Genomic DNA, 20,568 nt, shown 5'->3' with positions numbered 1-20,568 from the left:
TCAGCTTCGGCCGATGCTGGGCGGATGCTGCTGGGCAATCTCAAGGTCTATGAAAAGACCGCGCGTGCCCTGCCGCAACAAGCGCCTGAGCAGGCATTGCTGGCCGAACTGATCGCGACGACGCGTGAGGCGATTGCCTTTGAGCACGCGATCGACCGGGTGGTCGATGGCGATACCCGCGGCGGCCTGGCCGATCTGGCCCGGTTGCGTCAGCGGGTTGCCGGGCCGGTCTGGCGGGCTTCCTTCGCGCTGTGGCGCATTGCCCCTGCCCTCGCCCGGCCGATGCTGCGCTGGCGGCGCCACCGGCACAGCCGCGGCTATGAACCCACGGGCCTGGCGCGCCTGCTGACCAAGCGGACCGCTGCATGACCGCGGCCACCGCCCAGCCCGACAACCTGCGCGATCAGGTGCGCAAGGCCGTGATCTGGCGCTCAGGCACGCAGATCGCCAGCCAGCTGATCGCCTGGGCCTCGACCTTCCTGGTCATCCGCATCCTTTCGCCCAGCGACTATGGTCTATATGCCATGACCGGCGTGGTGCTGGTGCTGCTGGGCCTGCTCAACGGCTACTCCTTTGCCAATGCCGTGATCCAGGATCGGAGCGCCGGCAAGGAGCAGCTGCGCCAGCTGTTCGGCCTGCTGATCGTGGTCAACAGCACGCTGGCGTTGGCCCAGGTGCTGACCGCGCCGCTGGTTGCGGCCTATTTCCATCAGCCGCAGGTAGCCGACCTGCTGCGCGTGCAGGCGCTGATCTATCTCACCAACCCGTTCCTCTCGCTGGGCTATGCCGTGCTGGCGCGCGAGATGGATTTCAGGAAGCAGGCGCAGGTCAACATGGCCTCGGCCGTGATCGGCGCGCTGGTCGCGCTGGCGGGGGCGCTGGGCGGACTGGGCGTCTGGACGCTGGTCGCCGCGCCGCTTGCTACCTTTGCCAGCCGCGCCTTCGGGATGGTGGCCGTGGCCCGCGCCTGGATGTGGCCCAGTTTCGATTTCCGCTCGGCCCGCAGCATGGCGACATATGGCGGGGTGGTGATGGCCGGACAGATCTTCTGGTTCATCCAGGCCCAGGCCGATATCGTCATCGCCGGCCGCGTGCTGAGTGCTGGCGAACTGGGTTATTACACGACCGCGCTGTTCCTGGCGCAGCTGTTCGTCAACAAGGTCGTCCCGCCGCTTAACGAAGTGGCCTTTTCGGCCTATGCCCGGATTCAGGACGATCCAACCGCCGTGGCCCAGGGCTTCCTAAAGTCTGTGCGGATCGTGATGTTGCTGGCGATCCCGTTCTGCCTGGGGCTGGCGGCCGTGAGCGGGCCGGCTGTTGAGCTGATGCTGGGCCCCAAATGGTTGCCGGCCGCACCGCTGGTCACCCTGCTGGCGCTGGCAATGCCGTTCATGACCTTACACGTGATGTTTGCGCCTGCGACCAATGCGCTGGGCCAGCCGAACCTGGGTACGCGGACTTCGGTGCTGGGTTCGGTGCTGATGCCGATCGTCTTCGTGATCGGCGTAACGCTGGATGGCGCGCGCGGTATCGCGTTGGCCTGGCTAGTCGCCTATCCGCTGCTGACAGCGATCTCGGCGCACTGGAGCCTGCCAGCGATCGGCCTGAAGAAGCGTGAACTGGCTGCGGCGGTCCTGCCACCAGTGCTGGCTGGTGCGGCGATGGCGCTTGCCGTCGTCGCGCTTGACGCGGTGCTTGCCCACTACACCCTGTGGCTGCGGCTGGCCCTGCTGGTGGCGACTGGCGGTGCGGTCTATGGCCTGTGGCTGGCCTGCTTCGCCCGCGACCGGGTCAGCGAAGTGATTGGCCTAATGCGGCGGAACTAACGCAAGGCGGCGATGGCGCGGCGCGCGGCGGCCAGATAGGCGCCCCGGTGATAGCGGTAGGTTCCGATGAAGTGTACCAACCCGGCCGCTTCGCTGACCGGCGCGTTCCAGAAATTGAGATAGCGGTCATAGGGCAGCAGCAGCGCGTCCGGCTCATTCGCTATCACGAAGTTGCTGGTCACCTGCTCGCTGCCCCATTCGGCCCAATGGGCAGCACCCAGCAGCCGCTGCGCTTCCTGCGAGAAGGCCTCTGCCAAGCCGCGCCTATCTCCGCCCGGCGCAAAGCCGGCAAAGCCCGAACAGCCGCGCACATATTTGAGGGCGGGGCGACCGTAAATGATGACCTGGCCCATCGCCTGTTCAATCGAACTTTGCACATGCTGGCGGCCGGCATCGCGATGGTGGCTGGCCCATTCGGCGATGGCGGACAATGGCCGGATCTCCGCACTGGCCTCCCCCCGTAGGGTGAAGCTCTGGCTAGCATCGATGGCGGCGGCCACTTCGGGCACGGGCCCAAGCGCAACGATGTCTGAATCGAGCTGAATAACATAGTCGTGCTGGCGCAGGTCCAGGATCGTCAGCAGCCGCTCCCAGGTTCCGCCGCGCGGGCAGGGGCCGGTATCGACCGAAGCGATCGGGGTGATCGGCGGGTTACCCAGATGATGGGCCAGCACCGCCTTATCGGCATCGGTCAGCGTGCCATCGTCAAGGATCGCGAAGCGCCCGCGTCCCAGTTGCGCCTGGAACGACTTGGCTGCGACCAGATAGGGCAGCAGCACCTTGGTGCCGATCATCGAGAAGATGACCACACCGTCCTCGCGCACGCGCGCGGGCGGTGTTGAAAGCACAGCGCGGCAGCCCCGCAGGAAGCGGTGTTCGCGCAGCTTGCGCAGGGCCCGATTGATCAGCTGTGCCATGTCAAGCCACCGCTAATAGCAAAGCCGTGTTAACCAAAGGCAAATTGGCCCGCGCATCCTGCCAGTCATTCGATGGATGACATGGCCCGCAGGCAAGCAGCATGGTATGTGTGCAGGTGAGAGGAAACAACCATGCCCGCTTCCAGCCTGCTCTTGCCGCTGTTGCTTGCCGCTGCCCTGCCGGTCTTTGCCGGGCAGGATGGCCAGCAGCAGGCCGCCGCCACCGACGTCGTTGCGATCCGCAAGGATCAGTGGAGCCGGATGACCGTGCCGGTTAAGGTGGTAGAGCAAGGCCCGTTCCGCTTCCTGATCGATACCGGATCGCAGAACACCGTCCTGTCCCGCGAACTGGCGACGCGGCTCTCGCTGGTATCCAACCGCAAGGCGCGGCTGATCAGCGTGGCGGGCACGCAAATGGTCGACATGGTCGATCTCGACCAGATCGATCTGGGTCGCCGCTCCTACTACGGCCTTTCCGCGCCCGTGCTGGAGAGCGAACATATGGGGGCCGATGGCATCCTCGGGCTCGACAGCCTGCAGGACCAGCGCGTTCTAGTCGATTTCAAGAAGGGCCTGATGGCGATTGACGATGCCAAGAACCTTGGCGGCAACCGCGGATTCGAAATCGTGGTCGAAGCGCGGCGCCGTTCGGGCCAGCTGATCATGGCCGATGCCAAGCTGGAAGGGATCAAGGTCCAGGTGGTGATCGATACCGGTGCCGAAACATCGATCGGCAACATTGCGCTGCAAAAGGCGCTGGCACGCAAGCGCAAGTCGGAAAAGATTGAACTGCTGAGCGTGACCGGTCACACCGTCAGCGCCGATCTAAGCTATGCCCGCTGGCTCGAGATTGCGGACGTCCGGTTCAACAATGTCGCGATTGCCTATACCGATGCGCCCGCATTCAAGGCGTTGAAGCTCGACAGCCGCCCCTCGCTGCTGCTTGGCATGCGCGACTTGCGCAGCCTTGACCGACTGGCGATCGACTTCTCCTCGCGCCGGATCCTGTTCGACGTGCCTTCAGGCGTGCTCTGACTGGCCTTTTCGGCACGGCTCCCTAGATAGGGGCGATGCCGCCCGAAAAACCGACCGACAAGACCGCCCGCCACGATGGCTGGGGCACGCTGCGGCGCTTCCTGCCCTATCTGTGGCCGGAACATGATTGGAAGCTGCGCGCCCGTATCGTCGGTGCGCTGCTACTGATTCTGCTGTCCACCGCGACCCAGTTCAGCCTGCCCTATTTCCTGAAATGGGCCATCGACGCGATGAACGTCACTGGCAACCGTGTGGCGACCTTCGCCATGCTGTTCGTGCTGGCCTATTCGGCGGCGCGGCTGGGCGGCGTGGTGTTCGACAACCTGCGCAACATCGTGTTTGAACGGGTGGGCCAGCAGGCGACGGCAAATCTGGCCGAGAATGTCTTCAACCGTCTGCACCGGCTGTCGCTGCGTTTCCACCTTGCCCGCCGCACCGGCGAGGTCACCAAGGTGATCGAGCGCGGGACCAAGAGCATCGACACGATGCTCTATTTCATGCTGTTCAACATCGCCCCCACGATCATCCTGCTCGTCGGCGTGGCGGTGATCTTTTACCTCAACTTCGGCTGGCCACTGGTGATTGCCACGGCGGTTGCCGTGGTGGCCTATAGCTGGGTCACCCGCGCAATCACCGAATGGCGCACCGCGCTGCGCGAGCAGATGAACCGGCTGGATGGCCAAGCCCTGTCACGCGCGGTCGACTCGCTGCTGAACTATGAGACGGTCAAGTACTTCAACGCCGAGGCGCGTGAGGAAGCCCGCTATGCCCAGGCGACCCAGGCCTATGCCAAGGCCGCGGTAAAGAGCGAAAACAGCCTGGGCCTGCTCAATATCGCCCAATCGGTCATCACCAACCTGCTGATGGCCGTAGCCATGGCGCTGACGGTTTATGGCTGGGCCCGCGGCGAATACAGCGCCGGGCAACTGGTGTTCGTCCAGACCTACCTGGCCCAGCTGTTCCGCCCGCTCGACATGCTGGGCATGGTCTATCGCACGATCCGCCAGGGCCTGACCGACATGGCCGACATGTTCCGGCTGATCGACACCGACATCGAGGTGCGCGACGCGCCGGGCGCCCCGGCGCTGGTGGTGAGGCGCCCCACCCTCACTTTCGACAATGTCGTCTTCGGCTATGAGCGCGACCGCACGATCCTGAGCGGCCTGTCGTTCGAGGTGCCGGCCGGCAACCAGGTAGCGATCGTCGGCCCTTCGGGCGCAGGCAAGAGCACGATCGCGCGGTTGGTGTTCCGGTTCTACGATCCCTGGTCGGGCCGGATCCTGATCGACGGGCAGGATATTGCCCAGGTCACCCAGGCCAGCCTGCGCGCGCATATCGGCATCGTGCCGCAGGATTCGGTGCTGTTCAACGATACCATCGGCTACAACATCGCCTATGGCCGCGACGGGGCAACCCAGGCCGATGTCGAACAGGCTGCCCGCGATGCCGCGCTGATGGACCTGATCGGGCGCCTGCCGGCCGGTTTCGAAACTGAAGTGGGAGAACGCGGTCTCAAGCTATCGGGCGGGGAGAAGCAGCGCGTCGCGATTGCCCGGACGCTGGTGAAGAACCCGCCGATCCTGCTGCTGGATGAGGCGACCTCGGCGCTCGACACCCGGACCGAGCAGGACGTGCTCGCAACGCTCCACCGCGTCAGCTCTGGGCGGACCTCACTGTCGATTGCACACCGGCTCTCGACCATCGCCGATGCCGATACGATCCTGGTGCTAAACGCCGGACAGCTGGCGGAAGCCGGCACCCACAACGAGTTGCTGCGCCGCGACGGGCTCTATGCCGAAATGTGGGCGCGCCAGGCCGAGGCGGTCGAGGAACTGGGCGAAGCGGCAGAGTAGCTTGCGCTACTTCACCACATCCGCGTCCTTCCACACCACCGCCTGGGCAGCCTTCATGTAGCCGCCCTCCTCGTCCCAGGCGAGGATCGGCGAGCCATAGAGCCGCCAGCCCTGCTCCAGCGCTTCGGACACGCGCTCGCAAAAGGCGCGGTCATCCTTGCCGGTGAGGAGACGATAGATCGGGCGGTCATCGGGCGGGGTGCTCATGCAGCCGATCCTAGAGGATATACTTCGACAGGTCAGTATCCCGCGCGAGGCCATCGAGACGGGCGGAGACATAGGCCTCGTCGATCAACACGGTCTCACCCTCGCGGTCCTCGGCCTCAAAGCTCAGTTCCTCGAGCAGCTTTTCCATCACGGTCTGGAGCCGGCGGGCGCCGATGTTCTCGACCGCCTCGTTCACCTGCGCGGCGATCCGGGCAATGGCGCGGATCGCTTCGGGGGTGAACTCAACCGTGACTTTCTCCGTGCCGAGCAGCGCCTTGTACTGGGTAACCAGGTTGGCGCGCGTTTCAGCGAGGATCCGGACGAAGTCCTCCTCGCTCAGCGCCTTCAGCTCAACCCTGATCGGCAGGCGGCCCTGCAGTTCAGGCAGCATATCGCTGGGCTTGGCCACATGAAACGCGCCCGAGCCGATAAACAGCACGTGGTCGGTCTTCATCGGGCCATACTTGGTGGCGACAGTCGTGCCCTCGATCAACGGCAGCAGATCGCGCTGCACGCCTTCGCGGCTGACCGAGCCGCCGCGGACGTCGGACACGGCGATCTTGTCGATCTCGTCAATGAAGACGATCCCGTTGGCCTCGGCATTGGCGAGGGCAACGCGGGCGACATCATCCTGGTCCATGCGCTTTTCGGCTTCCTCGTCGACCAGCTTGTCCCAGGCCTGCGGGACCTTGAGCTTGCGGCGCTTGAGGTTCTGGCGGCCCATCGCCTTCGACATCATCTCCGAAAGGTTGATCATCCCGACCCCGCCAGGCATCCCCGGCATATCGAACGGCATGCCCGGCGCGTCCTCGACCTCGATCTCCACCTCGACATCGTTCATCGCGTTCTCGGTGATCCGCTGGCGGAAGCTTTCGCGGGTTGCCTCGCTGGCGTTTTCGCCAACCAAGGCCTTGAGCAGGCGGTCCATCGCCGCCTTGCTGGCAGCATCGCGCACGGCTTCGCGGCGGCGGTCCTTTTCGAGCCGGATCGCTTCCTCGACCAGATCGCGGGCAATCTGCTCGACATCGCGCCCAACATAGCCAACCTCGGTGAACTTGGTCGCCTCAACCTTGACGAACGGTGCGTCGGCCAGCTTGGCCAGGCGGCGGCTGATCTCGGTCTTGCCGCAGCCCGTCGGCCCGATCATCAGGATATTCTTGGGCGTCACCTCGTCGCGCAGTTCGGGCGAGAGGCGCTGGCGACGCCAGCGGTTGCGCAGAGCGACGGCGACGGCCTTCTTGGCCTCGGCCTGGCCAATGATGTGCTCGTCCAGCGCGGCGACGATCGCCTTGGGGGTCAGGTTCTGGTTCATTTTCTTCCTTCTCCCCTCCCGCTTGCGGGAGGGGTCGGGGGTGGGCCAGAGGGCAGGCCAGCAAAGGGCCCACCCCTAACCCCTCCCGCAAGCGGGAGGGGGACTAGATAGTTTCGACGGTCACCCGGTCATTGGTGAAGACGCAGACCTCGGCCGCCACGGCCATGGCCCGGCGCGCGATCTTTTCGGCGTCCTGTTCGTAATCGACCAGCGCCTTGGCAGCCGAAAGGGCATAGTTCCCGCCCGAGCCGATCGCCGCGATGCCGTGTTCAGGCTCCAGCACATCGCCATTGCCGGTCAGGATCAGCAGCACGTCCTTGTCGGCCACGATCATCAGCGCCTCAAGGTTGCGCAGGTACTTGTCGGTCCGCCAGTCCTTGGCGAGTTCGACCGCGGCACGCATCAGCTGCCCGCGATGCTGTTCCAGCTTCTTTTCCAGCCGCTCAAACAAGGTGAAGGCATCGGCCGTGGCACCGGCGAAGCCGGCGATCACCGAGCCATCACCGATCCGCCGCACCTTGCGCGCGTTGGGCTTCATCACGGTGTTGCCCATGGAGACCTGGCCATCGCCGGCGATGACGGTCTTGCCGCCCAGCTTGACGCCGATGATGGTTGTGCCGTGCCAGGGGATCAGCCCGTGGCTGTTGTCAGAAGTGCTCATGCCGCAGGATATATGCCCTGCGGCGGCGGTTTCAACGTGGCGGCAACTTAGCTGCCGTTCGGGCCGCCCGGACCACCGCCAGCGCCGCCAGCCCCGGTCCCGACCGTGCCGATATTGCCGAACAGATCCTCAAGGAAGGTCCGCTCACGACCCAGTGTCGGGGTCTTGTCGCTGTCGGGATCGAGGAACACGACCTTTTCCATGCCCGACCGCTCAATTCCGGCGACATTGCCGCGCTCGTCAAAGCTGATCCGCAGCACCAGCTGATCATTGATCTTGGGCCGGGTGAACGCCGCCTGGCGGGTGTTGGACGAGATGTAGTACCAGTCCTTGCGGCCAAAGGCGCTTTCGAAGGTCGGGCGGCCAAGGGTGCGTTCCACCGACTGGCGGTTGTCGATCCCCGGCTGAACCGAATCGAGCAGCGGCTGATCGACCAGATAGCCGCGGTGATCCTTGATCGAGTTGCAGGCGCCCAGCGTTCCCGCTGCCGCCAGAACCACCACCGCCTTGATCACTGCTGCTCGCATCGTATGCCGTTCCTGTCGTTCCAGTTGCCGGTACATCGGGCAAGACGATTGCCCGCAGCGTGCACCCGCACTATCGCGCCTGAGCCTTAGGCCGCCTTGACGCGCCGCGCAATGGCGGCAAGCAGGCGCTTGGGGACAGCGGCTTTAATCGCCGCTGAACGATTGAAGGACATTGCATCCATGGGTCTGTTTGACCGCCTGTTCGGTAAATCAGTCGACGAGCACGCCGAAGTCCGCCCGCTGTGGCACGCCATCGTCTCCGTCGCGCGCACGCCGCGCTGGTATTCGGAACTGGGCGTGGCCGATACCGTGCCAGGGCGGTTCGACGCCGTGGCGCTGGTCATGGCGCTCGTCCTGCTGCGGATGGAGCGCGAGCCTGAGCTGGTTAGCAAATCGATCTTGCTGACCGAACTGTTCGTGACCGATATGGATGGCCAGCTGCGCGAAACAGGTCTGGGTGACATGGTGGTGGGCAAGCATGTCAGCAAGCTGATGGGCGCGCTGGGCGGACGGATGGACGCGCTCCGCGGGGCGCTGGCCGGCGAGGAACCGATGGAAGCCGCGCTGGTGCGCAATGTGACGCTTAACGGAGATGCGGCGGGGTTGGCGGCGGAAGTGCGGGCACTGGCAGATCTGTTGGACACCTGCGATGCGGCCGGGCTGCTGGCCGGGAAGATTGCACCATGAGCGAATTCAGCCGCACCTATGACCCCCGCCTGCTGCCGGGCAGCGCGGTCGAACTGGCAGCAAGCGAAGCCGAACGCGCCGCCCTCGCCCAACGCTTTGGCCTGGTCCGGATCGACCAGATGACCGCGCGGATCGACCTTGAACGCGAAGCGGCCGGCGCCAGCGCCAAGGGGCGGCTGCAGGCTGAAATCGTGCAGAGCTGCGCGGTCAGCGGCGAGGACCTGCCCGTTTCGATCAACGAACCGATCAACCTCCACTTCATCCCCGCGCGCGGCCCTTCGGCGCCCGATGAAGAGATCGAGCTAGAAGCCGAGGAACTCGACGAGATCGAATTCGAAGGCAGCCTGTTCGACTTGGGCGAGGCCCTTGCCCAGACGCTGGCGCTCGCGATCGATCCCTATGCGGTGGGGCCCAACGCAGAAGAAGCCCGGCGCAAGGCCGGGCTCCTCGACAAGGACATGTCTGGTCCCTTTGCCGCGCTGGCCGCGCTGAAGAAGCCGGACTGAACTCAGAACGGGATATCGTCGTCCAGGTCGTCGGCAAAGCCGCCGCGCGAGCCGCCGCCGGCTCCGCCACCGAAGTCGCTGCCGCCCGAGCGCTGACCGCCACCGGAGCCGCCGCCCCAGTCCCCGCCGCCACCGGAGCGCTGGCCGCCGCCCATTCCGCCACCCTGGCCACCGCCGGGTGCACCATCGAGCATTGTTAGGACGCCGTTCATGCCGACCGAAATCTCGGTGGTGTAACGATCATTGCCGGAGGCATCCTGCCACTTGCGGGTGCGCAGCTGGCCTTCGATGTAGACCTTGCTGCCCTTGCGCAGGTACTTTTCGGCCACGCCGACCAAGCCATCGGACTGCAGCACGACGCTGTGCCACTCCGTCCGTTCCTTGCGCTCACCGGTGGCGCGGTCCTTCCAGTTTTCGCTGGTGGCGATTCGCAGGTTGGCGATCCGGCCGCCGTTCTGGAAGCTCTTGACCTCGGGATCCTGGCCCAGATTACCGATCAAGATTACCTTGTTGACGCTACCTGCCATCGAAATTCGCTCCGCTACAACCCGAGCGCGACGGCGCTCCAATAGGTGATTCCGGCGAAGATGTAGGCGAGGGAGAACAGGTAGAGCAACATGAACAGGGGCCATTTCCACCCATTCGTCTCACGCCGGGCGACGGCGATTGTGCTCATGCACTGCGGCGCAAAGACGAACCAGGCAAGGAAAGCCAGCGCGGTCGGCAGGCTCCACTTGGTGCGCAGCTGTTCACCCAGCGCCAGCGCGGCCTGTTCCTCGTCCTCGGCCGCCACGGCATAGGAGGTAGCGAGCGAGGCCACAGCCACTTCGCGCGCGGCCATGGCCGGGATCAACGAGAGGGCAATGTCCCGATTGAAGCCGATCGGCTCGACCACCACCGCCAGCCCATTGGCGAGCTTGCCGGCGATCGAGGCATCGACCTGGTTCTGCCCTTCCCCAGCGCGCGGGAAGTTGAGCAGCAGCCACAAAACGACCGTGACCGTGAAGATGATCGTGCCAGCCCGGCGCAGGAAGATCCACGCGCGCTGCCACAGGCCAAGCAGCAGGTCCTTGGCGCGCGGGAGCTGATACTTGGGCAGTTCCATGATGAAGCCCGATGCGGCACCTTTGGTCACCGAACTGCGCAGCACCAGCGCCACAACCATCGCGCCGACAATCCCGACAACATAGAGCCCGAATAGCACCAGGCCCTGCAAACCCACCCCAGGCAGGACCGCGCGGTTGGGAATGAAAGCGGCGATGATCACCGCATAGACCGGCAGACGGGCCGAACAGGTCATCAGCGGGGCGATCAGGATCGTGGTCAGCCGGTCGCGCGGATCGGCGATGCTGCGCGTCGCCATGATCCCGGGAATGGCACAGGCAAAGCTGGAGAGCAGCGGAATGAAACTGCGGCCCGAAAGGCCGACACGGGCCATCAGCCGGTCCATCAGGAAGGCGGCTCGGGCCATATAGCCCGAAGCCTCCATCGCCAGGATGAAGAAGAACAGGATGACGATCTGCGGCAGGAACACCACGACCGAGCCGACGCCAGACAGTACGCCCTCGGTGACGAAATCCCGCACCATCCCCTGCGGCACCGAAGCGCGAACCTGGTCGGCCACAGCAGCTATGCCGCCTTCCAGGGCATCGGCGAACGGGGTTGCCCCGGTGAACACCGCTTGGAACACTACGAACAGCAGTCCGAAGAGCACCAGCGGACCGATCCACGGGTGGAGCAGGAACTGGTCCAGCCGCGCATGAAGCCGGTGCTGCGCCGTCTCGGACAAGATCGCCGCCTCGGCAATCGCCTGGGCCGAAACGCGGCGTTCGGTCAGCGTCGTGTGCGGGTGCGGCCGTTCGGCAGACCGCTCCTCGGCGGCAGCAATCGCGGCAGCGAGTTCAGGCAGCCCGCGACGACGCACCGCGACAGTCGGGATCACCGGCACACCGAGTGCGGATTCGAGCGCGGCGGGATCAAGCACCAGACCGTCCCGCTCAGCGAGGTCGACCATGTTAAGCGCGACCACCGTCGGTCGGCCAAGGGCAATCACTTCCTGCGCGAAGACCAGGTGCTGTTCCAGGTTCGAGGCATCGAGCACCACGACCAGCACCTGCGGTGCCGGTTCGCCTGGCAGTTCGCCCAACACTACCTTGCGGGTCACTTCCTCATCCGGGCTGGTGGCATCGAGGCCGTAAGAGCCCGGCAGGTCGGTCAGTTCGATTGTCTCGCCTGTCGGCAAAATCAACCGCCCGGCCTTCCGCTCAACCGTAACGCCGGGATAGTTGGCGATTTTCTGGCGCGCGCCGGTCAATGCATTGAACAGCGCGCTTTTGCCCGCATTGGGATTGCCGACCAGCGCGGCGCTGCGCAGTTCGGGCATGTCAGACCAGCTCCACCTGCATCGCGCGGGCATGGGCACGGCGCAGTGCCACGGTCATTCGCCCGATCGTAACCGCCAAAGGGTCTGCACCGCCGAAGATGCCGCGATGTGCCACGGCAACCTTCGCCCCGGCTTCAAGCCCCAGGGCGCGCAAGCGCTGCCCCTCTTCCTCGGCCAGCACAGCCCAATCGACCGCGGCAATGCGGGCGCGCTGGCCAATCGGCAGGGAATCGAGTGTCATGCCAAGCGCGCTGCCAGAACCGGAGCGCAATTGCAAGTCATTCGCAATAGTTGATCTGGATCAAAAATCAGCGCGCCGGATAACGCAGCCGCCCTAGAAACCGCGACGGGCTGAAACCGGTGAAATCCCGGTTCAAAAACTGCGCCTTGGCCTTTTCGAACTTCATCACCCCATCGATTCGCCGTTCGAGGAAGGCGCGGGTGTCGGCCTGCGCTTCGCTGCGATCGTGGGCCAGTACGGCCAGCGTGGCCGCGTAGATGCCCGACAGGATCGTCCGCTTGGTATAGTGGTTGTAATCGGTCGCCGTATCGCCGGCGAGCCGCCACATCAGGTCAGCACTGCTCCAGCCCAGCTTCAGCGCCTGCGGTGCGTTCTGCGGCATGGCCATGATCGCCAGCGCGCGAACCAGCGCCTCCTGTTGCGGCGTAACGTAATCAAGCCGGAACTGGACAAGGGTACGGATCCGTTCGCGGATCTTGAGCTGGGCCAGCTTTTCGGCCGGCCACTCGTTCGCCATGGCCTCATCGCAGGCTGCAATCCAGGCGGCGATCATCGCCATGGCCCCGCCGGAAAAGGCAAAGGCGGCGACCGCCGGATCGACGTCTTCTTGCTCGGCGGCTGCGGTTACGGCCGCGTCGCTCCACCCGTCAAACACGGCCGCATCGGCTATGGCCGGGGCCAGCTGGCGACGCAGGTCTTCGAGCGAGGTGGCTTCGGTGCTCATAGGATCAGAACTTCGGTCCATAAGACTTTGCCTTGGCATCGGCCTTGGGCTTGGCGTTGGTCTCAATCTCGGTCAACAGGTTGCCGCCGCCCAATTTGGCATAGTCCTTGGCGGTGCGGCCCGAATTGTCGGCACGGTCCGGGTTGGCCCCGGCCTTCAGCAGCAGCCGCATGACCGCAATGTTGCGGTTGTGTACCGCAGTAATCAGCGGGGTTTCGCCCGCATTGTTGCTTTCATCGAGCCGCGCGCCTTTGCCGACCAGCAGCTCAACCCCTTCAACGAAGTTGGCGTTCACAGCCGAAACCAGCGGGGTCACCCCCTTGGCGTCGCGGGCGTTCACATTGGCGCCCTTGGAAATGAGGAACTGCATCCAGGTCAGGTCGCGGCGATTGGTGACGATATGCAAGGCGGTCTCGCCCGAGGTAACGTCGCGGGTGTTGATCACGGTTGAAGCCGGATCTGCCAGCGCCTCGGTAACCTTTTCGCCGTCCTTCTTCCGCACGGCTTCGAGGAACTTGTAGCTCTCGGAAAACTGAGCAAGTGCCGGTGTGGCCGCCGAGATAGTAGCCAGCGCTGCCAGCGACATGATTAACCTGCGCACCCAAAATCCTCCTGCTGCGGCGGGAATCGCCCCAAGCCCGTCTTGCGCGGCGCGCTTTAGCAGAGCATGAACCGCCGCGCCATGATCAAGCCCCTCTCCTTTGTACTGTTCATCGCCCTGTCACTCAGCGCCTGCCAGAAGCCCGCTGCTGCTCCACCGGCCGAGCTGGTCGGAACGGACATCAAGGGTGCGCCGTTTGGCGGGCCGTTCACACTGACTGGCGAGGACGGCAAGCGCTATGCCTGGGACGATTTCAAGGGCAAATACCGGATGGTCTACTTCGGCTATGCCTTCTGCCCGGATGCCTGCCCGACCGATGTGGCGGTGATGATGCGCGGCTTTCAGAAGTTCGAGAAGGAACACGCCGACAAGGCTGCCAAGATGCAGCCGCTGTTCGTGACGATTGATCCGAAGCGCGACACGGTGAAGGTGGTCAAGGAGTTCACCGACAGCTTCCATCCCAAGCTGCTGGGCCTGACCGGTACCCAGGCGGAGGTCGATACCGCCGCCAAGGCATTTCGTGTCTATGCCACGCGGGGCAAGGACCTGGGCAAGGGCAATTACCTGATGGACCACAGCCGCTTTGCCTATCTGATGGACCCGGACGGCCAGCCGATCGTGATCCTGCCGGTCGACAAGGGGCCGGATGCGGTCGCTGCCGACCTCGCCATAGCGGTGCAATGAACGCTCTGCGGGATCGCTTCTGGGAACGCCCGATCGAGACGCTCAACCGTGCCGAGTGGGAGGCGCTGTGCGATGGCTGCGGCCAATGCTGCGTCCACAAGGCTGAGGACGAGGATACCGGCGCGATCTACATGACCAATGTCGCCTGCAAGCTGCTCGATCTCGAAACCGCGCGCTGCTGCGACTATCCGGGCCGCAAGCGCCAGGTTCCGGACTGCGTCAAGCTGACGCCCAAGCTGGCCCTGACCTTGTCGTGGCTACCAGAGACCTGCGCCTATCGCCTACGCGCCGAGGGCGAGCCGCTGCGCGACTGGCATTACTTGGTCTGCGGCGATGTCGAGGCGGTGCATGCGGCCGGCGTATCGGTGCGGGGCAAGGTCATCGGCGAACAATTCGCCGGGCCGCTTGAGGACCACATCATCCTGCCTCCGGGCGTGGAACTGGCTGATGATTGATTGGCTGCGCCGCCGTCCCGACGAGGTTCCGCAGGTCGAGATCGGTGGGCGGCTGCTACCGCTCTCGGTGCGGCGTAATGCTGCGGCCAAGCGGATGACCATGCGGCTCTCCCCCGATGGCAGCGAGGTCCGCATCACGCTGCCGCGCTGGGGACGCAGTGCCGAGGCCCTGGAGTTTGCGCGTTCCAAGGCAGACTGGTTGGCTGCGCAACTGGCCAAGGTGCCGCAGGCTCCTGACCTGGCGCATGGATCCACCTTACCCTATCGCGGCCAGGTCCTGGCGCTGAGCCACGATCCGGCCGCGCCGCGCAAGGTCCGCCTCGCCGAAGACGCGATACATCTTGGCGGGCCGGCCGATACCATCAATCGCCGCCTGCAGCGGTGGCTGGAGGGCGAAGCGCTGCGACTACTGGCCGAGGACCTGGCCTATTACTGCCTGCGCGATAGCCGCCGCGCGCCGCCGCTCTCGCTCAGCCGGGCGCAGCGCCGCTGGGGCTCCTGCGCAGCAGACGGGACGATCCGGATCAACTGGCGACTGGTCATGGCACCGGATGCGGTCCGCCGCTCAGTCGTGGCGCATGAAGTGGCCCACCTCACCCATTTCGATCACTCGCCGGCCTTCCATGCCCATCTGGAAGCGCTGTTCGAAGGCGATATCGCCTCCGCCAACCGCTGGCTAAAGCGCGAGGGCCGCAGCCTCTATGCCCAGTTCGGGTAACCCGTAACCTCATCTTAACCATGTTTGGCGGACAAGCGCCGCATGGTGCGACCCATGCTCACGATCCTGGCGCTGGTACTGGCAGCTCCCGCTGCGGCGCAGAGCGATTGCCGGCTGTGCTACAGCGACAGCGGCAAGCCCGGCGAGCGGCCGCTGAACCTGGAAATCTTTGCCGACCTCAACTTCGCCAAGCTGGCCCTGACCGGACGCGACGGCGGCAGCGCCGAGGTTGACGCCGCGAGCGGCTCCAAGCGCACCGGGGGTTCGGTCATGAACCTTGGCGGCATGGCCGTGACCGGACGCGGCCACATCACGGGGGAGCCGCTGAAGGAGGTACGGATCGACCTGCCGCAGTCGGTACCGATGACCGCGCCCGATGGCGGGTCAGCCGAGCTGACCACCTTTACCACCGACCTGCCCAGTCGCCCGACGCTCGATGCCAATGGCGAGCTGACCTTTAGCTTCGGCGCGCGGCTCGTCCTGCGCAGCGGGCACGGTGGCAACTATCGCGGGCGGATCCCGATCACGGTCGAATACAACTGACCGCTGGCGCTGGGGCCGCAGAGGCCCTATCTTTGTGCCATGAACTTTCTGCGCAACGTCAATCCGGCCGGGGCGATCGCCGATTTCCGCACCGTCTTTCGCGAAGCCGGCAGCAACCGCTGGCGGATTGGCCTGGCTTCTGCTGCCGTCACGATCGGCATCTTTTCGATCATGGCCCAGGAAAGCTGGAAGAAGCCGCGCGCGCGGCCGGAGATCATCTATATCAGCTCGTGGCGAGCCGACCGCACCGATGCGGAAACACAGGCCTTCATCACGGAAAACCAGCGCCGCAAGGATGAGGAAGCCAAGCTGATCGCCGAGCAGCAGAAGATCGGTCAGGACGTCTGGAAGACGCTTGGCAAGGTATCCGGCATGGACGTTGACAAGATCGCCGCCGAAGCCGCAGCCGAACGTGCCAAGGCCGAAGCGGAAGCCAAGGCCAAAGCCGAGGCACTGGTCGAACCGGCGAAGGCTCCGGTTGAGCGCTGATACCGACCATCGCTGGCTTGCCGCCGCTGCTGCCCTCGCAGCGCGGGGACGGCCGCTGAGCAGGCCCAATCCGGCGGTCGGGGCGATTCTCGTCAGAGATGGCAGGATCGTAGGACGCGGTTGGACCCAAGCCGGTGGCCGCCCCCATGCCGAAGCGGTCGCCTTGGCGGCAGCAGGTCAAGCCGCCCAGGGGGCAACGCTTTACGTCACCCTCGAACCCTGTGCCCACCATAGCGAGCGCGGTCCCGCTTGTGCCGACCTGGTCGCAGCAGCCGGCCTTTCCCGCGTAGTCGTTGGCTGCCACGATCCCGATCCGCGCACCGCCGGAGCCGGGATCGCCCGGATCACGGCAGCCGGTACGCCCGTCGAGCTGATCGACCACCCGGCCTGCCGCGCCAGCCTGTCCGGCTTTCTCACGCGCTGTGCCCATGGCCGGCCGGAAGTGACGCTCAAACTGGCACTGTCCGCCGATTGCCGCTTCGCCCCGCCGCAGGGCCAATGGCTGACTGGCGAGATTGCCCGCGCCCATACCCACGCCTGGCGCGCGAAGATGGACGCGATTCTGGTTGGTCGTGGGACCCTTGCGGCAGACAATCCGCGCCTGGACGTTCGCTTGCCGGGATTGGCCGACCGCAGTCCGCAGCGCTGGTTGCTGACCCGTGGGACCGCTCCCGAAGGCTGGCACGCCCTGCCCTCGCCGCAGGACATCGCCATGCTGTCGCCGGCGCAATATCTGATGGTCGAAGGTGGCGCGCAGACGGCGCGCGCCTTTCTGGCGGCCGGGCTGGTGGACCGGATGATGCTCTACCGCGCCCCGCAAACTGTCGGCGGCGATGGCGCAGCGTTGCCGGAACTAGCGGCCGACGTCCTCGCCGGATCAGACAGCTGGCAGCTGATCGACAGTCGCCCGCTTGGCAACGACCGCCTCGATGTCTACGAGCGCAGGTGATGTTTACCGGAATTATCACCGCCGTCGGCTCGATCCGCGAAGTTCGCCAGCAGGGTGACCTGCGGATTGTCATCGCCTGCCCCTATGATCCGGCCGGGATCGCGATCGGCGCCTCGATCGCCTGCTCGGGCGTCTGCCTGACTGTGGTCGAGCGCGGCGGGGAAGCCGGGGACGCCTGGTTCGCCGTCGATGTTTCGGGCGAAACGGTCAGCCGCACGGCGCAGGACCAGTGGACCGCCGGACGCAAGCTCAACCTCGAACAGGCGCTCAAGCTGGGCGACGAACTGGGCGGCCATATCGTGACGGGCCACGTCGATGCCGTGGGCCGCGTCGTCAGCCGTGAAGACACCGGCGGCTCGATCCAGTTCTGGATCATGACGCCCATGGAACTGGCCCCCTATGTAGCGCCGAAAGGCTCGATTACCGTCGATGGCGTTTCGCTCACGGTCAACGAAGTGGCGGACGAGGCGGACGGCACCTGCCGCTTCATGCTCAACATTATCCCGCACACGGCCGAGGTCACGACGCTCGGCGGGCTGAAAGCCGGGGATGCCGTGAATCTGGAGATCGATGTGCTGGCGCGTTACCTCCAGCGGATGCAGGCCCTCAGGGGTTAAGCGGTCCGCTCGCGAAGCTTTCGCGGGTGATTTCGTAGATCACGTGGCGCATCGGGCCGCTGGGGGTTTCGACCATGTCGAAGCGCTCGGTCAGCCGTCCGCCGATCTTCTCCATCGCCCGCTGCGAGCGCAGGTTGCATTCGCCAACGCGGAACTCAACCCGCTCGACGAACTGCAGCGCGTGGACCAGCATCAGCCGCTTCATCTCGCGGTTATAGCTGCCGCCCCAGTGGCTGGTGGCGAGGAAGGTCCAGCCGATCTCGACCACGCCGCCGGCTTCTTCCTTGTACTGCGAAGAGCCGACCACCGCGCCGGTAGCCTTGTCGATGACGACCAGCGCCCCGCCCCGACCCAGGGCATCGGCAAAGAAGCGGCGGAAGACCGGTTCCTGCCAGCGGTCATGCTGCGGATGGATCGCCCAGACCTCCGGATCGCTGGCGACGGCGAATAGCGCGTCCCAGTCATCGAGCGTAAGCGGGCGAAGCAGCAGCCGCTCCCCCTCGAGGACCGGCCGGCGGTCCATCAGGCCGATACGGCTGCGACCGCAGCGATGAACTTGTCGATATTGCCCATGGTCAGGCCAGCCACGTTGATCCGGCCCGAACCCGCCATGTAGATGGCGTGGTCTTCGCGCAGCTTCAGGATCTGCTCGCCCGACAGCGGCAACATCGAGAACAAGCCGTTCTGCGAGCCGAGCGGAACCATGTTGACGCGACCAGCCATGCCGGCTTCAGCCAGGCGCGCACGAACCTGGCGCATGCGGGTGCGCATGGTGTCAAGCTCGTCGAGCCACAGCTTGACCAGCGCGGGGTCTTCCAGGATCAGGCGGACGGCGGCCGCACCATGATCGGGCGGCATCGACCAGGCCGCGCGGGCCAGGGCATAACCGTGCGAGAGCACCGCGCCCAGCTGCGCCGGATCGGCGACCATCGCATAGACCGCACCAACACGGTCGCGGTACATCCCGAAGTTCTTGTCGCACGAATAGGCAATGAGCGCTTCCGGCACGGCCGCGAGTACGCGCCGCAGGCCATAGGCATCAGCTTCCATCCCCTGGCCCAGCCCCTGATAGGCAAGGTCCAGCACCGGCAGCAGCTGGGCTTCAGCGACCAGTCCGGCGATCTCGTCCCACTGGGCTTCGCTGTAATCGATGCCGCTGGGGTTGTGGCAGCAGCCGTGGAGCAGGATAGCGTCGCCGGCGTCAGCCGCGGCGATCGCGGCGCGCAGCGCGTCCATATCGACCACGCCGTCGGCCGTGGCGTGGGTAAAGGTCTTCAGCTCCAGCCCGATGTCGGCAAAGATCTGGGCGTGGTTCGGCCAGCTGGGTGTCCCCATCCAGATCTTGGGCGCCCCCGAACGCTTGGCAAGGGCAACGGCAAGCCGGACACCGCCAGTGCCGCCCGGGGTCTGCATCCCCTCGATCCGGCCATCCATCGTCGGGTTTGCGGTGCCGAAGACATAGGGCATCAGCGCGTGGACAAAGCCCATGTCGCCTTCGGGACCAAGGTAGCTCTTCGATTCCTGGGTATCGACCAGCCTCTGCTCCGCCGCCTTGATAGCCCCGAACACCGGGGTATCGCCCTGGCCGGTACGATATACGCCCACGCCAAGATCGATTTTGTCGGCGCGCGGATCGGCAGCGTAGAGCTTGATTAGCGCAAGCAGGGCATCGGCGGGCTGGGGGGTCAGGGTGCTAAGCATGATGCGGCGGCCCTTAACCCTCACTTTTGCGCGGGGCAAGCGAAAGGGGCCGCGCCAGAAGACGCGGCCCCCTCCCCCATTGCCTGAAGGCTTAGCGCAGCAGCGAAAGGACGTTCTGCTGGCTCTGGTTGGCCTGAGCGATCATCGCGGTCGAAGCCTGCGAGAGGATCTGGGCCTTGGCCATCGCGGTCGTTTCGGCCGAATAGTCAGCATCTTCGATCCGCGAACGGGCATCGGCCAGGTTGGTCGAGTTGCTGGTCAGGTTGTTGACCACCGATTCCAGACGGTTCTGGCCGGCACCAAGGCTAGCGCGAGCAGAGTTGATCGAGTCCAGTTCGCCATCGATCGTCGCCAGCAGGCCATTGGCAGCCGTTGCGGTCGACACGTCGTAGGAGCCGGCTGCACCGCCGCTGGCGGCCAGCGTGGTCAGGTCGGTCATGGTGAGGTCAACAGTGTCAGCGGTGTCAGCACCGGTCTGGATCGTGACCGTTGCGGTGCTGCCGTCGAACAGGTTGACGCCGTTGAACTTGCTGTTGGTGATGACCTGATCGATCTGCGAGGTCAGCTCATCGACTTCCGACTGCATATAGGCGCGGTCGGTGGCGTCCTTGTAAGTGCCCGAGGCCGACTGCACGGCCAGTTCGCGGACGCGCTGCAGCATGTTGGTCACTTCGCTCAGCGCGCCTTCAGCGGTCTGCGCCAGCGCAATGCCGTCGTTCGAGTTGCGGATAGCCTGGTTCATGCCACGGACCTGAGCGGTCATGCTGGTGGCGATGGCGAGGCCAGCGGCGTCGTCCTTGGCGCTGCCGATGCGCTTGCCGGTCGACAGGCGCTCCATGGCGGTGCCAAGCATCTTGTTGGCGGTGTTCGAGGCATTGGCAGCCTTGATCGCGCTGATGTTGGTATTGATGACACTCATCGTCGATACTCCC

At 65.2% G+C, this 20,568-nt stretch carries 26 protein-coding genes (1 of these 26 only partly in view); 13 read left to right on the top strand and 13 right to left on the bottom strand.

Annotated features, from left to right (window positions below):
• Nucleotides 1–369, top strand: the end of a protein-coding gene (locus FRF71_RS09545; protein ID WP_161597930.1) for a glycosyltransferase family A protein. It extends 606 nt beyond the left edge of the window; only the last 369 of its 975 coding nucleotides appear in the window; the start codon falls outside the window, past its left edge; its stop codon occupies nt 367–369.
• Entirely contained in the window at nt 366–1,826 is a 1,461-nt protein-coding gene (locus FRF71_RS09540) for a lipopolysaccharide biosynthesis protein (RefSeq protein ID WP_147090441.1), read from the top strand. The genes FRF71_RS09545 and FRF71_RS09540 overlap by 4 nt, the downstream gene beginning before the upstream one ends.
• Here the strand turns inward: FRF71_RS09540 and FRF71_RS09535 are convergent.
• A complete protein-coding gene (locus FRF71_RS09535; protein ID WP_147090440.1) occupies nt 1,823–2,743 on the bottom strand; it encodes a hypothetical protein in 921 nt (306 codons plus the stop codon). The two genes, FRF71_RS09540 and FRF71_RS09535, sit on opposite strands and share 4 nt — an antisense overlap.
• A gap of 132 nt (nt 2,744–2,875) precedes the next feature.
• Between FRF71_RS09535 and FRF71_RS09530 the strand changes: the two genes are divergently transcribed.
• Together FRF71_RS09530 and FRF71_RS09525 are read left to right on the top strand one after the other, a co-directional pair.
• Nucleotides 2,876–3,778, top strand: a complete 903-nt coding sequence (locus FRF71_RS09530; RefSeq protein ID WP_147090439.1) for a retroviral-like aspartic protease family protein — start codon at nt 2,876–2,878, stop codon at nt 3,776–3,778.
• A gap of 35 nt (nt 3,779–3,813) precedes the next feature.
• Entirely contained in the window at nt 3,814–5,631 is a 1,818-nt protein-coding gene (locus tag FRF71_RS09525) for an ABCB family ABC transporter ATP-binding protein/permease (RefSeq protein WP_147090438.1), read from the top strand.
• A gap of 6 nt (nt 5,632–5,637) precedes the next feature.
• Here FRF71_RS09525 and FRF71_RS09520 read toward each other — a convergent pair whose 3' ends face one another.
• The 4 genes from FRF71_RS09520 to FRF71_RS09505 form a co-directional block, all read right to left on the bottom strand.
• Nucleotides 5,638–5,838, bottom strand: a complete 201-nt coding sequence (locus FRF71_RS09520; protein ID WP_147090437.1) for a DUF1737 domain-containing protein — start codon at nt 5,836–5,838, stop codon at nt 5,638–5,640.
• Nucleotides 5,839–5,848: 10 nt separating this feature from the next.
• Complete coding sequence (hslU, locus tag FRF71_RS09515) at nt 5,849–7,150, bottom strand: ATP-dependent protease ATPase subunit HslU (protein ID WP_147090436.1); 1,302 nt, start codon at nt 7,148–7,150, stop codon at nt 5,849–5,851.
• A gap of 103 nt (nt 7,151–7,253) precedes the next feature.
• A complete protein-coding gene (gene hslV / locus FRF71_RS09510; protein WP_147090435.1) occupies nt 7,254–7,811 on the bottom strand; it encodes an ATP-dependent protease subunit HslV in 558 nt (185 codons plus the stop codon).
• 47 nt (nt 7,812–7,858) lie between these two features.
• A complete protein-coding gene (locus FRF71_RS09505; RefSeq protein ID WP_147090434.1) occupies nt 7,859–8,338 on the bottom strand; it encodes an outer membrane protein assembly factor BamE in 480 nt (159 codons plus the stop codon).
• A gap of 180 nt (nt 8,339–8,518) precedes the next feature.
• Here FRF71_RS09505 and FRF71_RS09500 point away from each other — a divergent pair, with 180 nt between their 5' ends.
• Both FRF71_RS09500 and FRF71_RS09495 read left to right on the top strand, forming a co-directional pair.
• Nucleotides 8,519–9,025, top strand: coding sequence for a ubiquinol-cytochrome C chaperone family protein (locus FRF71_RS09500; protein WP_147090433.1), 507 nt, complete (start codon nt 8,519–8,521; stop codon nt 9,023–9,025).
• Nucleotides 9,022–9,531 (top strand): YceD family protein, encoded by a 510-nt coding sequence (locus FRF71_RS09495; protein WP_147090432.1) that lies wholly within the window; start codon nt 9,022–9,024, stop codon nt 9,529–9,531. The genes FRF71_RS09500 and FRF71_RS09495 overlap by 4 nt, the downstream gene beginning before the upstream one ends.
• 2 nt (nt 9,532–9,533) lie before the next feature.
• Here the strand turns inward: FRF71_RS09495 and ssb are convergent, their stop codons facing one another.
• The 5 genes from ssb to FRF71_RS09470 all read right to left on the bottom strand — a co-directional run bounded on the left by ssb (nt 9,534) and on the right by FRF71_RS09470 (nt 13,480).
• Nucleotides 9,534–10,058 carry a single-stranded DNA-binding protein gene (ssb, locus tag FRF71_RS09490; RefSeq protein ID WP_147090431.1) on the bottom strand — a complete coding sequence of 175 codons (525 nt, stop codon included), beginning with the start codon at nt 10,056–10,058 and terminating at the stop codon, nt 9,534–9,536.
• 14 nt (nt 10,059–10,072) lie between these two features.
• Nucleotides 10,073–11,914 (bottom strand): ferrous iron transporter B, encoded by a 1,842-nt coding sequence (gene feoB, locus FRF71_RS09485; RefSeq protein ID WP_147090430.1) that lies wholly within the window; start codon nt 11,912–11,914, stop codon nt 10,073–10,075.
• A 1-nt stretch (nt 11,915) separates the two neighbouring features.
• The gene (locus FRF71_RS09480; protein ID WP_147090429.1) at nt 11,916–12,155 is read right to left on the bottom strand and encodes a FeoA family protein; all 240 of its coding nucleotides are present in this window, start codon (nt 12,153–12,155) and stop codon (nt 11,916–11,918) included.
• A gap of 67 nt (nt 12,156–12,222) precedes the next feature.
• Nucleotides 12,223–12,879 (bottom strand): COQ9 family protein, encoded by a 657-nt coding sequence (locus tag FRF71_RS09475; RefSeq protein ID WP_147090428.1) that lies wholly within the window; start codon nt 12,877–12,879, stop codon nt 12,223–12,225.
• A gap of 4 nt (nt 12,880–12,883) precedes the next feature.
• The gene (locus tag FRF71_RS09470; RefSeq protein WP_238339164.1) at nt 12,884–13,480 is read right to left on the bottom strand and encodes an ankyrin repeat domain-containing protein; all 597 of its coding nucleotides are present in this window, start codon (nt 13,478–13,480) and stop codon (nt 12,884–12,886) included.
• A gap of 81 nt (nt 13,481–13,561) precedes the next feature.
• On the opposite strand from FRF71_RS09470, the gene FRF71_RS09465 reads away from it, so the two are divergent.
• Genes FRF71_RS09465 through FRF71_RS09435 form a run of 7 tightly spaced genes read left to right on the top strand, consistent with a single transcriptional unit; the run spans nt 13,562 to nt 17,935 of the window.
• Complete coding sequence (locus FRF71_RS09465; protein WP_238339162.1) at nt 13,562–14,164, top strand: SCO family protein; 603 nt, start codon at nt 13,562–13,564, stop codon at nt 14,162–14,164.
• Nucleotides 14,161–14,619: a YcgN family cysteine cluster protein gene (locus FRF71_RS09460; protein ID WP_147090426.1), complete on the top strand. Its 459-nt coding sequence runs from the start codon at nt 14,161–14,163 to the stop codon at nt 14,617–14,619. The genes FRF71_RS09465 and FRF71_RS09460 overlap by 4 nt, the downstream gene beginning before the upstream one ends.
• Complete coding sequence (locus FRF71_RS09455; RefSeq protein ID WP_147090425.1) at nt 14,612–15,337, top strand: M48 family metallopeptidase; 726 nt, start codon at nt 14,612–14,614, stop codon at nt 15,335–15,337. The genes FRF71_RS09460 and FRF71_RS09455 overlap by 8 nt, the downstream gene beginning before the upstream one ends.
• Before the next feature lie 54 nt (nt 15,338–15,391).
• On the top strand, nt 15,392–15,880 hold the full coding sequence (locus FRF71_RS09450; protein ID WP_161597929.1) for a DUF4402 domain-containing protein: 489 nt from the start codon (nt 15,392–15,394) through the stop codon (nt 15,878–15,880).
• 39 nt (nt 15,881–15,919) lie between these two features.
• Entirely contained in the window at nt 15,920–16,369 is a 450-nt protein-coding gene (locus FRF71_RS09445) for a hypothetical protein (protein WP_147090423.1), read from the top strand.
• A complete protein-coding gene (gene ribD, locus FRF71_RS09440; protein ID WP_147090422.1) occupies nt 16,359–17,318 on the top strand; it encodes a bifunctional diaminohydroxyphosphoribosylaminopyrimidine deaminase/5-amino-6-(5-phosphoribosylamino)uracil reductase RibD in 960 nt (319 codons plus the stop codon). Before FRF71_RS09445 ends, ribD begins: the two co-directional genes overlap by 11 nt.
• On the top strand, nt 17,318–17,935 hold the full coding sequence (locus FRF71_RS09435; protein WP_147090421.1) for a riboflavin synthase: 618 nt from the start codon (nt 17,318–17,320) through the stop codon (nt 17,933–17,935). Before ribD ends, FRF71_RS09435 begins: the two co-directional genes overlap by 1 nt.
• Here the strand turns inward: FRF71_RS09435 and FRF71_RS09430 are convergent.
• From FRF71_RS09430 to FRF71_RS09420, 3 genes are all read right to left on the bottom strand, one after another.
• Nucleotides 17,925–18,458 (bottom strand): GNAT family N-acetyltransferase, encoded by a 534-nt coding sequence (locus FRF71_RS09430; RefSeq protein WP_147090420.1) that lies wholly within the window; start codon nt 18,456–18,458, stop codon nt 17,925–17,927. The two genes, FRF71_RS09435 and FRF71_RS09430, sit on opposite strands and share 11 nt — an antisense overlap.
• Nucleotides 18,458–19,636, bottom strand: a complete 1,179-nt coding sequence (locus tag FRF71_RS09425; RefSeq protein ID WP_147090419.1) for an amino acid aminotransferase — start codon at nt 19,634–19,636, stop codon at nt 18,458–18,460. Before FRF71_RS09425 ends, FRF71_RS09430 begins: the two co-directional genes overlap by 1 nt.
• Nucleotides 19,637–19,727: 91 nt before the next feature.
• The gene (locus tag FRF71_RS09420) at nt 19,728–20,555 is read right to left on the bottom strand and encodes a flagellin N-terminal helical domain-containing protein (protein ID WP_147090418.1); all 828 of its coding nucleotides are present in this window, start codon (nt 20,553–20,555) and stop codon (nt 19,728–19,730) included.
• Between the last annotated feature and the right edge of the window lie 13 nt (nt 20,556–20,568).

Origin of the sequence: Novosphingobium ginsenosidimutans (assembly GCF_007954425.1) — a bacterium.
GTDB classification, from domain to species: Bacteria; Pseudomonadota; Alphaproteobacteria; order Sphingomonadales; family Sphingomonadaceae; genus Novosphingobium; species Novosphingobium ginsenosidimutans.
This window is presented reverse-complemented; position numbering and strand designations above follow the sequence as displayed.

Coding starts and splice junctions, on each gene's coding strand:
- FRF71_RS09540 (WP_147090441.1), top strand. CDS start 366: ATGACCGCGGCCACCGCCCAGCCCGACAACCTGCGCGATCAGGTGCGC.
- FRF71_RS09535 (WP_147090440.1), bottom strand. CDS start 2,743: ATGGCACAGCTGATCAATCGGGCCCTGCGCAAGCTGCGCGAACACCGC.
- FRF71_RS09530 (WP_147090439.1), top strand. CDS start 2,876: ATGCCCGCTTCCAGCCTGCTCTTGCCGCTGTTGCTTGCCGCTGCCCTG.
- FRF71_RS09525 (WP_147090438.1), top strand. CDS start 3,814: ATGCCGCCCGAAAAACCGACCGACAAGACCGCCCGCCACGATGGCTGG.
- FRF71_RS09520 (WP_147090437.1), bottom strand. CDS start 5,838: ATGAGCACCCCGCCCGATGACCGCCCGATCTATCGTCTCCTCACCGGC.
- hslU (WP_147090436.1), bottom strand. CDS start 7,150: ATGAACCAGAACCTGACCCCCAAGGCGATCGTCGCCGCGCTGGACGAG.
- hslV (WP_147090435.1), bottom strand. CDS start 7,811: ATGAGCACTTCTGACAACAGCCACGGGCTGATCCCCTGGCACGGCACA.
- FRF71_RS09505 (WP_147090434.1), bottom strand. CDS start 8,338: ATGCGAGCAGCAGTGATCAAGGCGGTGGTGGTTCTGGCGGCAGCGGGA.
- FRF71_RS09500 (WP_147090433.1), top strand. CDS start 8,519: ATGGGTCTGTTTGACCGCCTGTTCGGTAAATCAGTCGACGAGCACGCC.
- FRF71_RS09495 (WP_147090432.1), top strand. CDS start 9,022: ATGAGCGAATTCAGCCGCACCTATGACCCCCGCCTGCTGCCGGGCAGC.
- ssb (WP_147090431.1), bottom strand. CDS start 10,058: ATGGCAGGTAGCGTCAACAAGGTAATCTTGATCGGTAATCTGGGCCAG.
- feoB (WP_147090430.1), bottom strand. CDS start 11,914: ATGCCCGAACTGCGCAGCGCCGCGCTGGTCGGCAATCCCAATGCGGGC.
- FRF71_RS09480 (WP_147090429.1), bottom strand. CDS start 12,155: ATGACACTCGATTCCCTGCCGATTGGCCAGCGCGCCCGCATTGCCGCG.
- FRF71_RS09475 (WP_147090428.1), bottom strand. CDS start 12,879: ATGAGCACCGAAGCCACCTCGCTCGAAGACCTGCGTCGCCAGCTGGCC.
- FRF71_RS09465 (WP_238339162.1), top strand. CDS start 13,562: ATGATCAAGCCCCTCTCCTTTGTACTGTTCATCGCCCTGTCACTCAGC.
- FRF71_RS09460 (WP_147090426.1), top strand. CDS start 14,161: ATGAACGCTCTGCGGGATCGCTTCTGGGAACGCCCGATCGAGACGCTC.
- FRF71_RS09455 (WP_147090425.1), top strand. CDS start 14,612: ATGATTGATTGGCTGCGCCGCCGTCCCGACGAGGTTCCGCAGGTCGAG.
- FRF71_RS09450 (WP_161597929.1), top strand. CDS start 15,392: ATGCTCACGATCCTGGCGCTGGTACTGGCAGCTCCCGCTGCGGCGCAG.
- FRF71_RS09445 (WP_147090423.1), top strand. CDS start 15,920: ATGAACTTTCTGCGCAACGTCAATCCGGCCGGGGCGATCGCCGATTTC.
- FRF71_RS09435 (WP_147090421.1), top strand. CDS start 17,318: ATGTTTACCGGAATTATCACCGCCGTCGGCTCGATCCGCGAAGTTCGC.
- FRF71_RS09430 (WP_147090420.1), bottom strand. CDS start 18,458: ATGGACCGCCGGCCGGTCCTCGAGGGGGAGCGGCTGCTGCTTCGCCCG.
- FRF71_RS09425 (WP_147090419.1), bottom strand. CDS start 19,636: ATGCTTAGCACCCTGACCCCCCAGCCCGCCGATGCCCTGCTTGCGCTA.
- FRF71_RS09420 (WP_147090418.1), bottom strand. CDS start 20,555: ATGAGTGTCATCAATACCAACATCAGCGCGATCAAGGCTGCCAATGCC.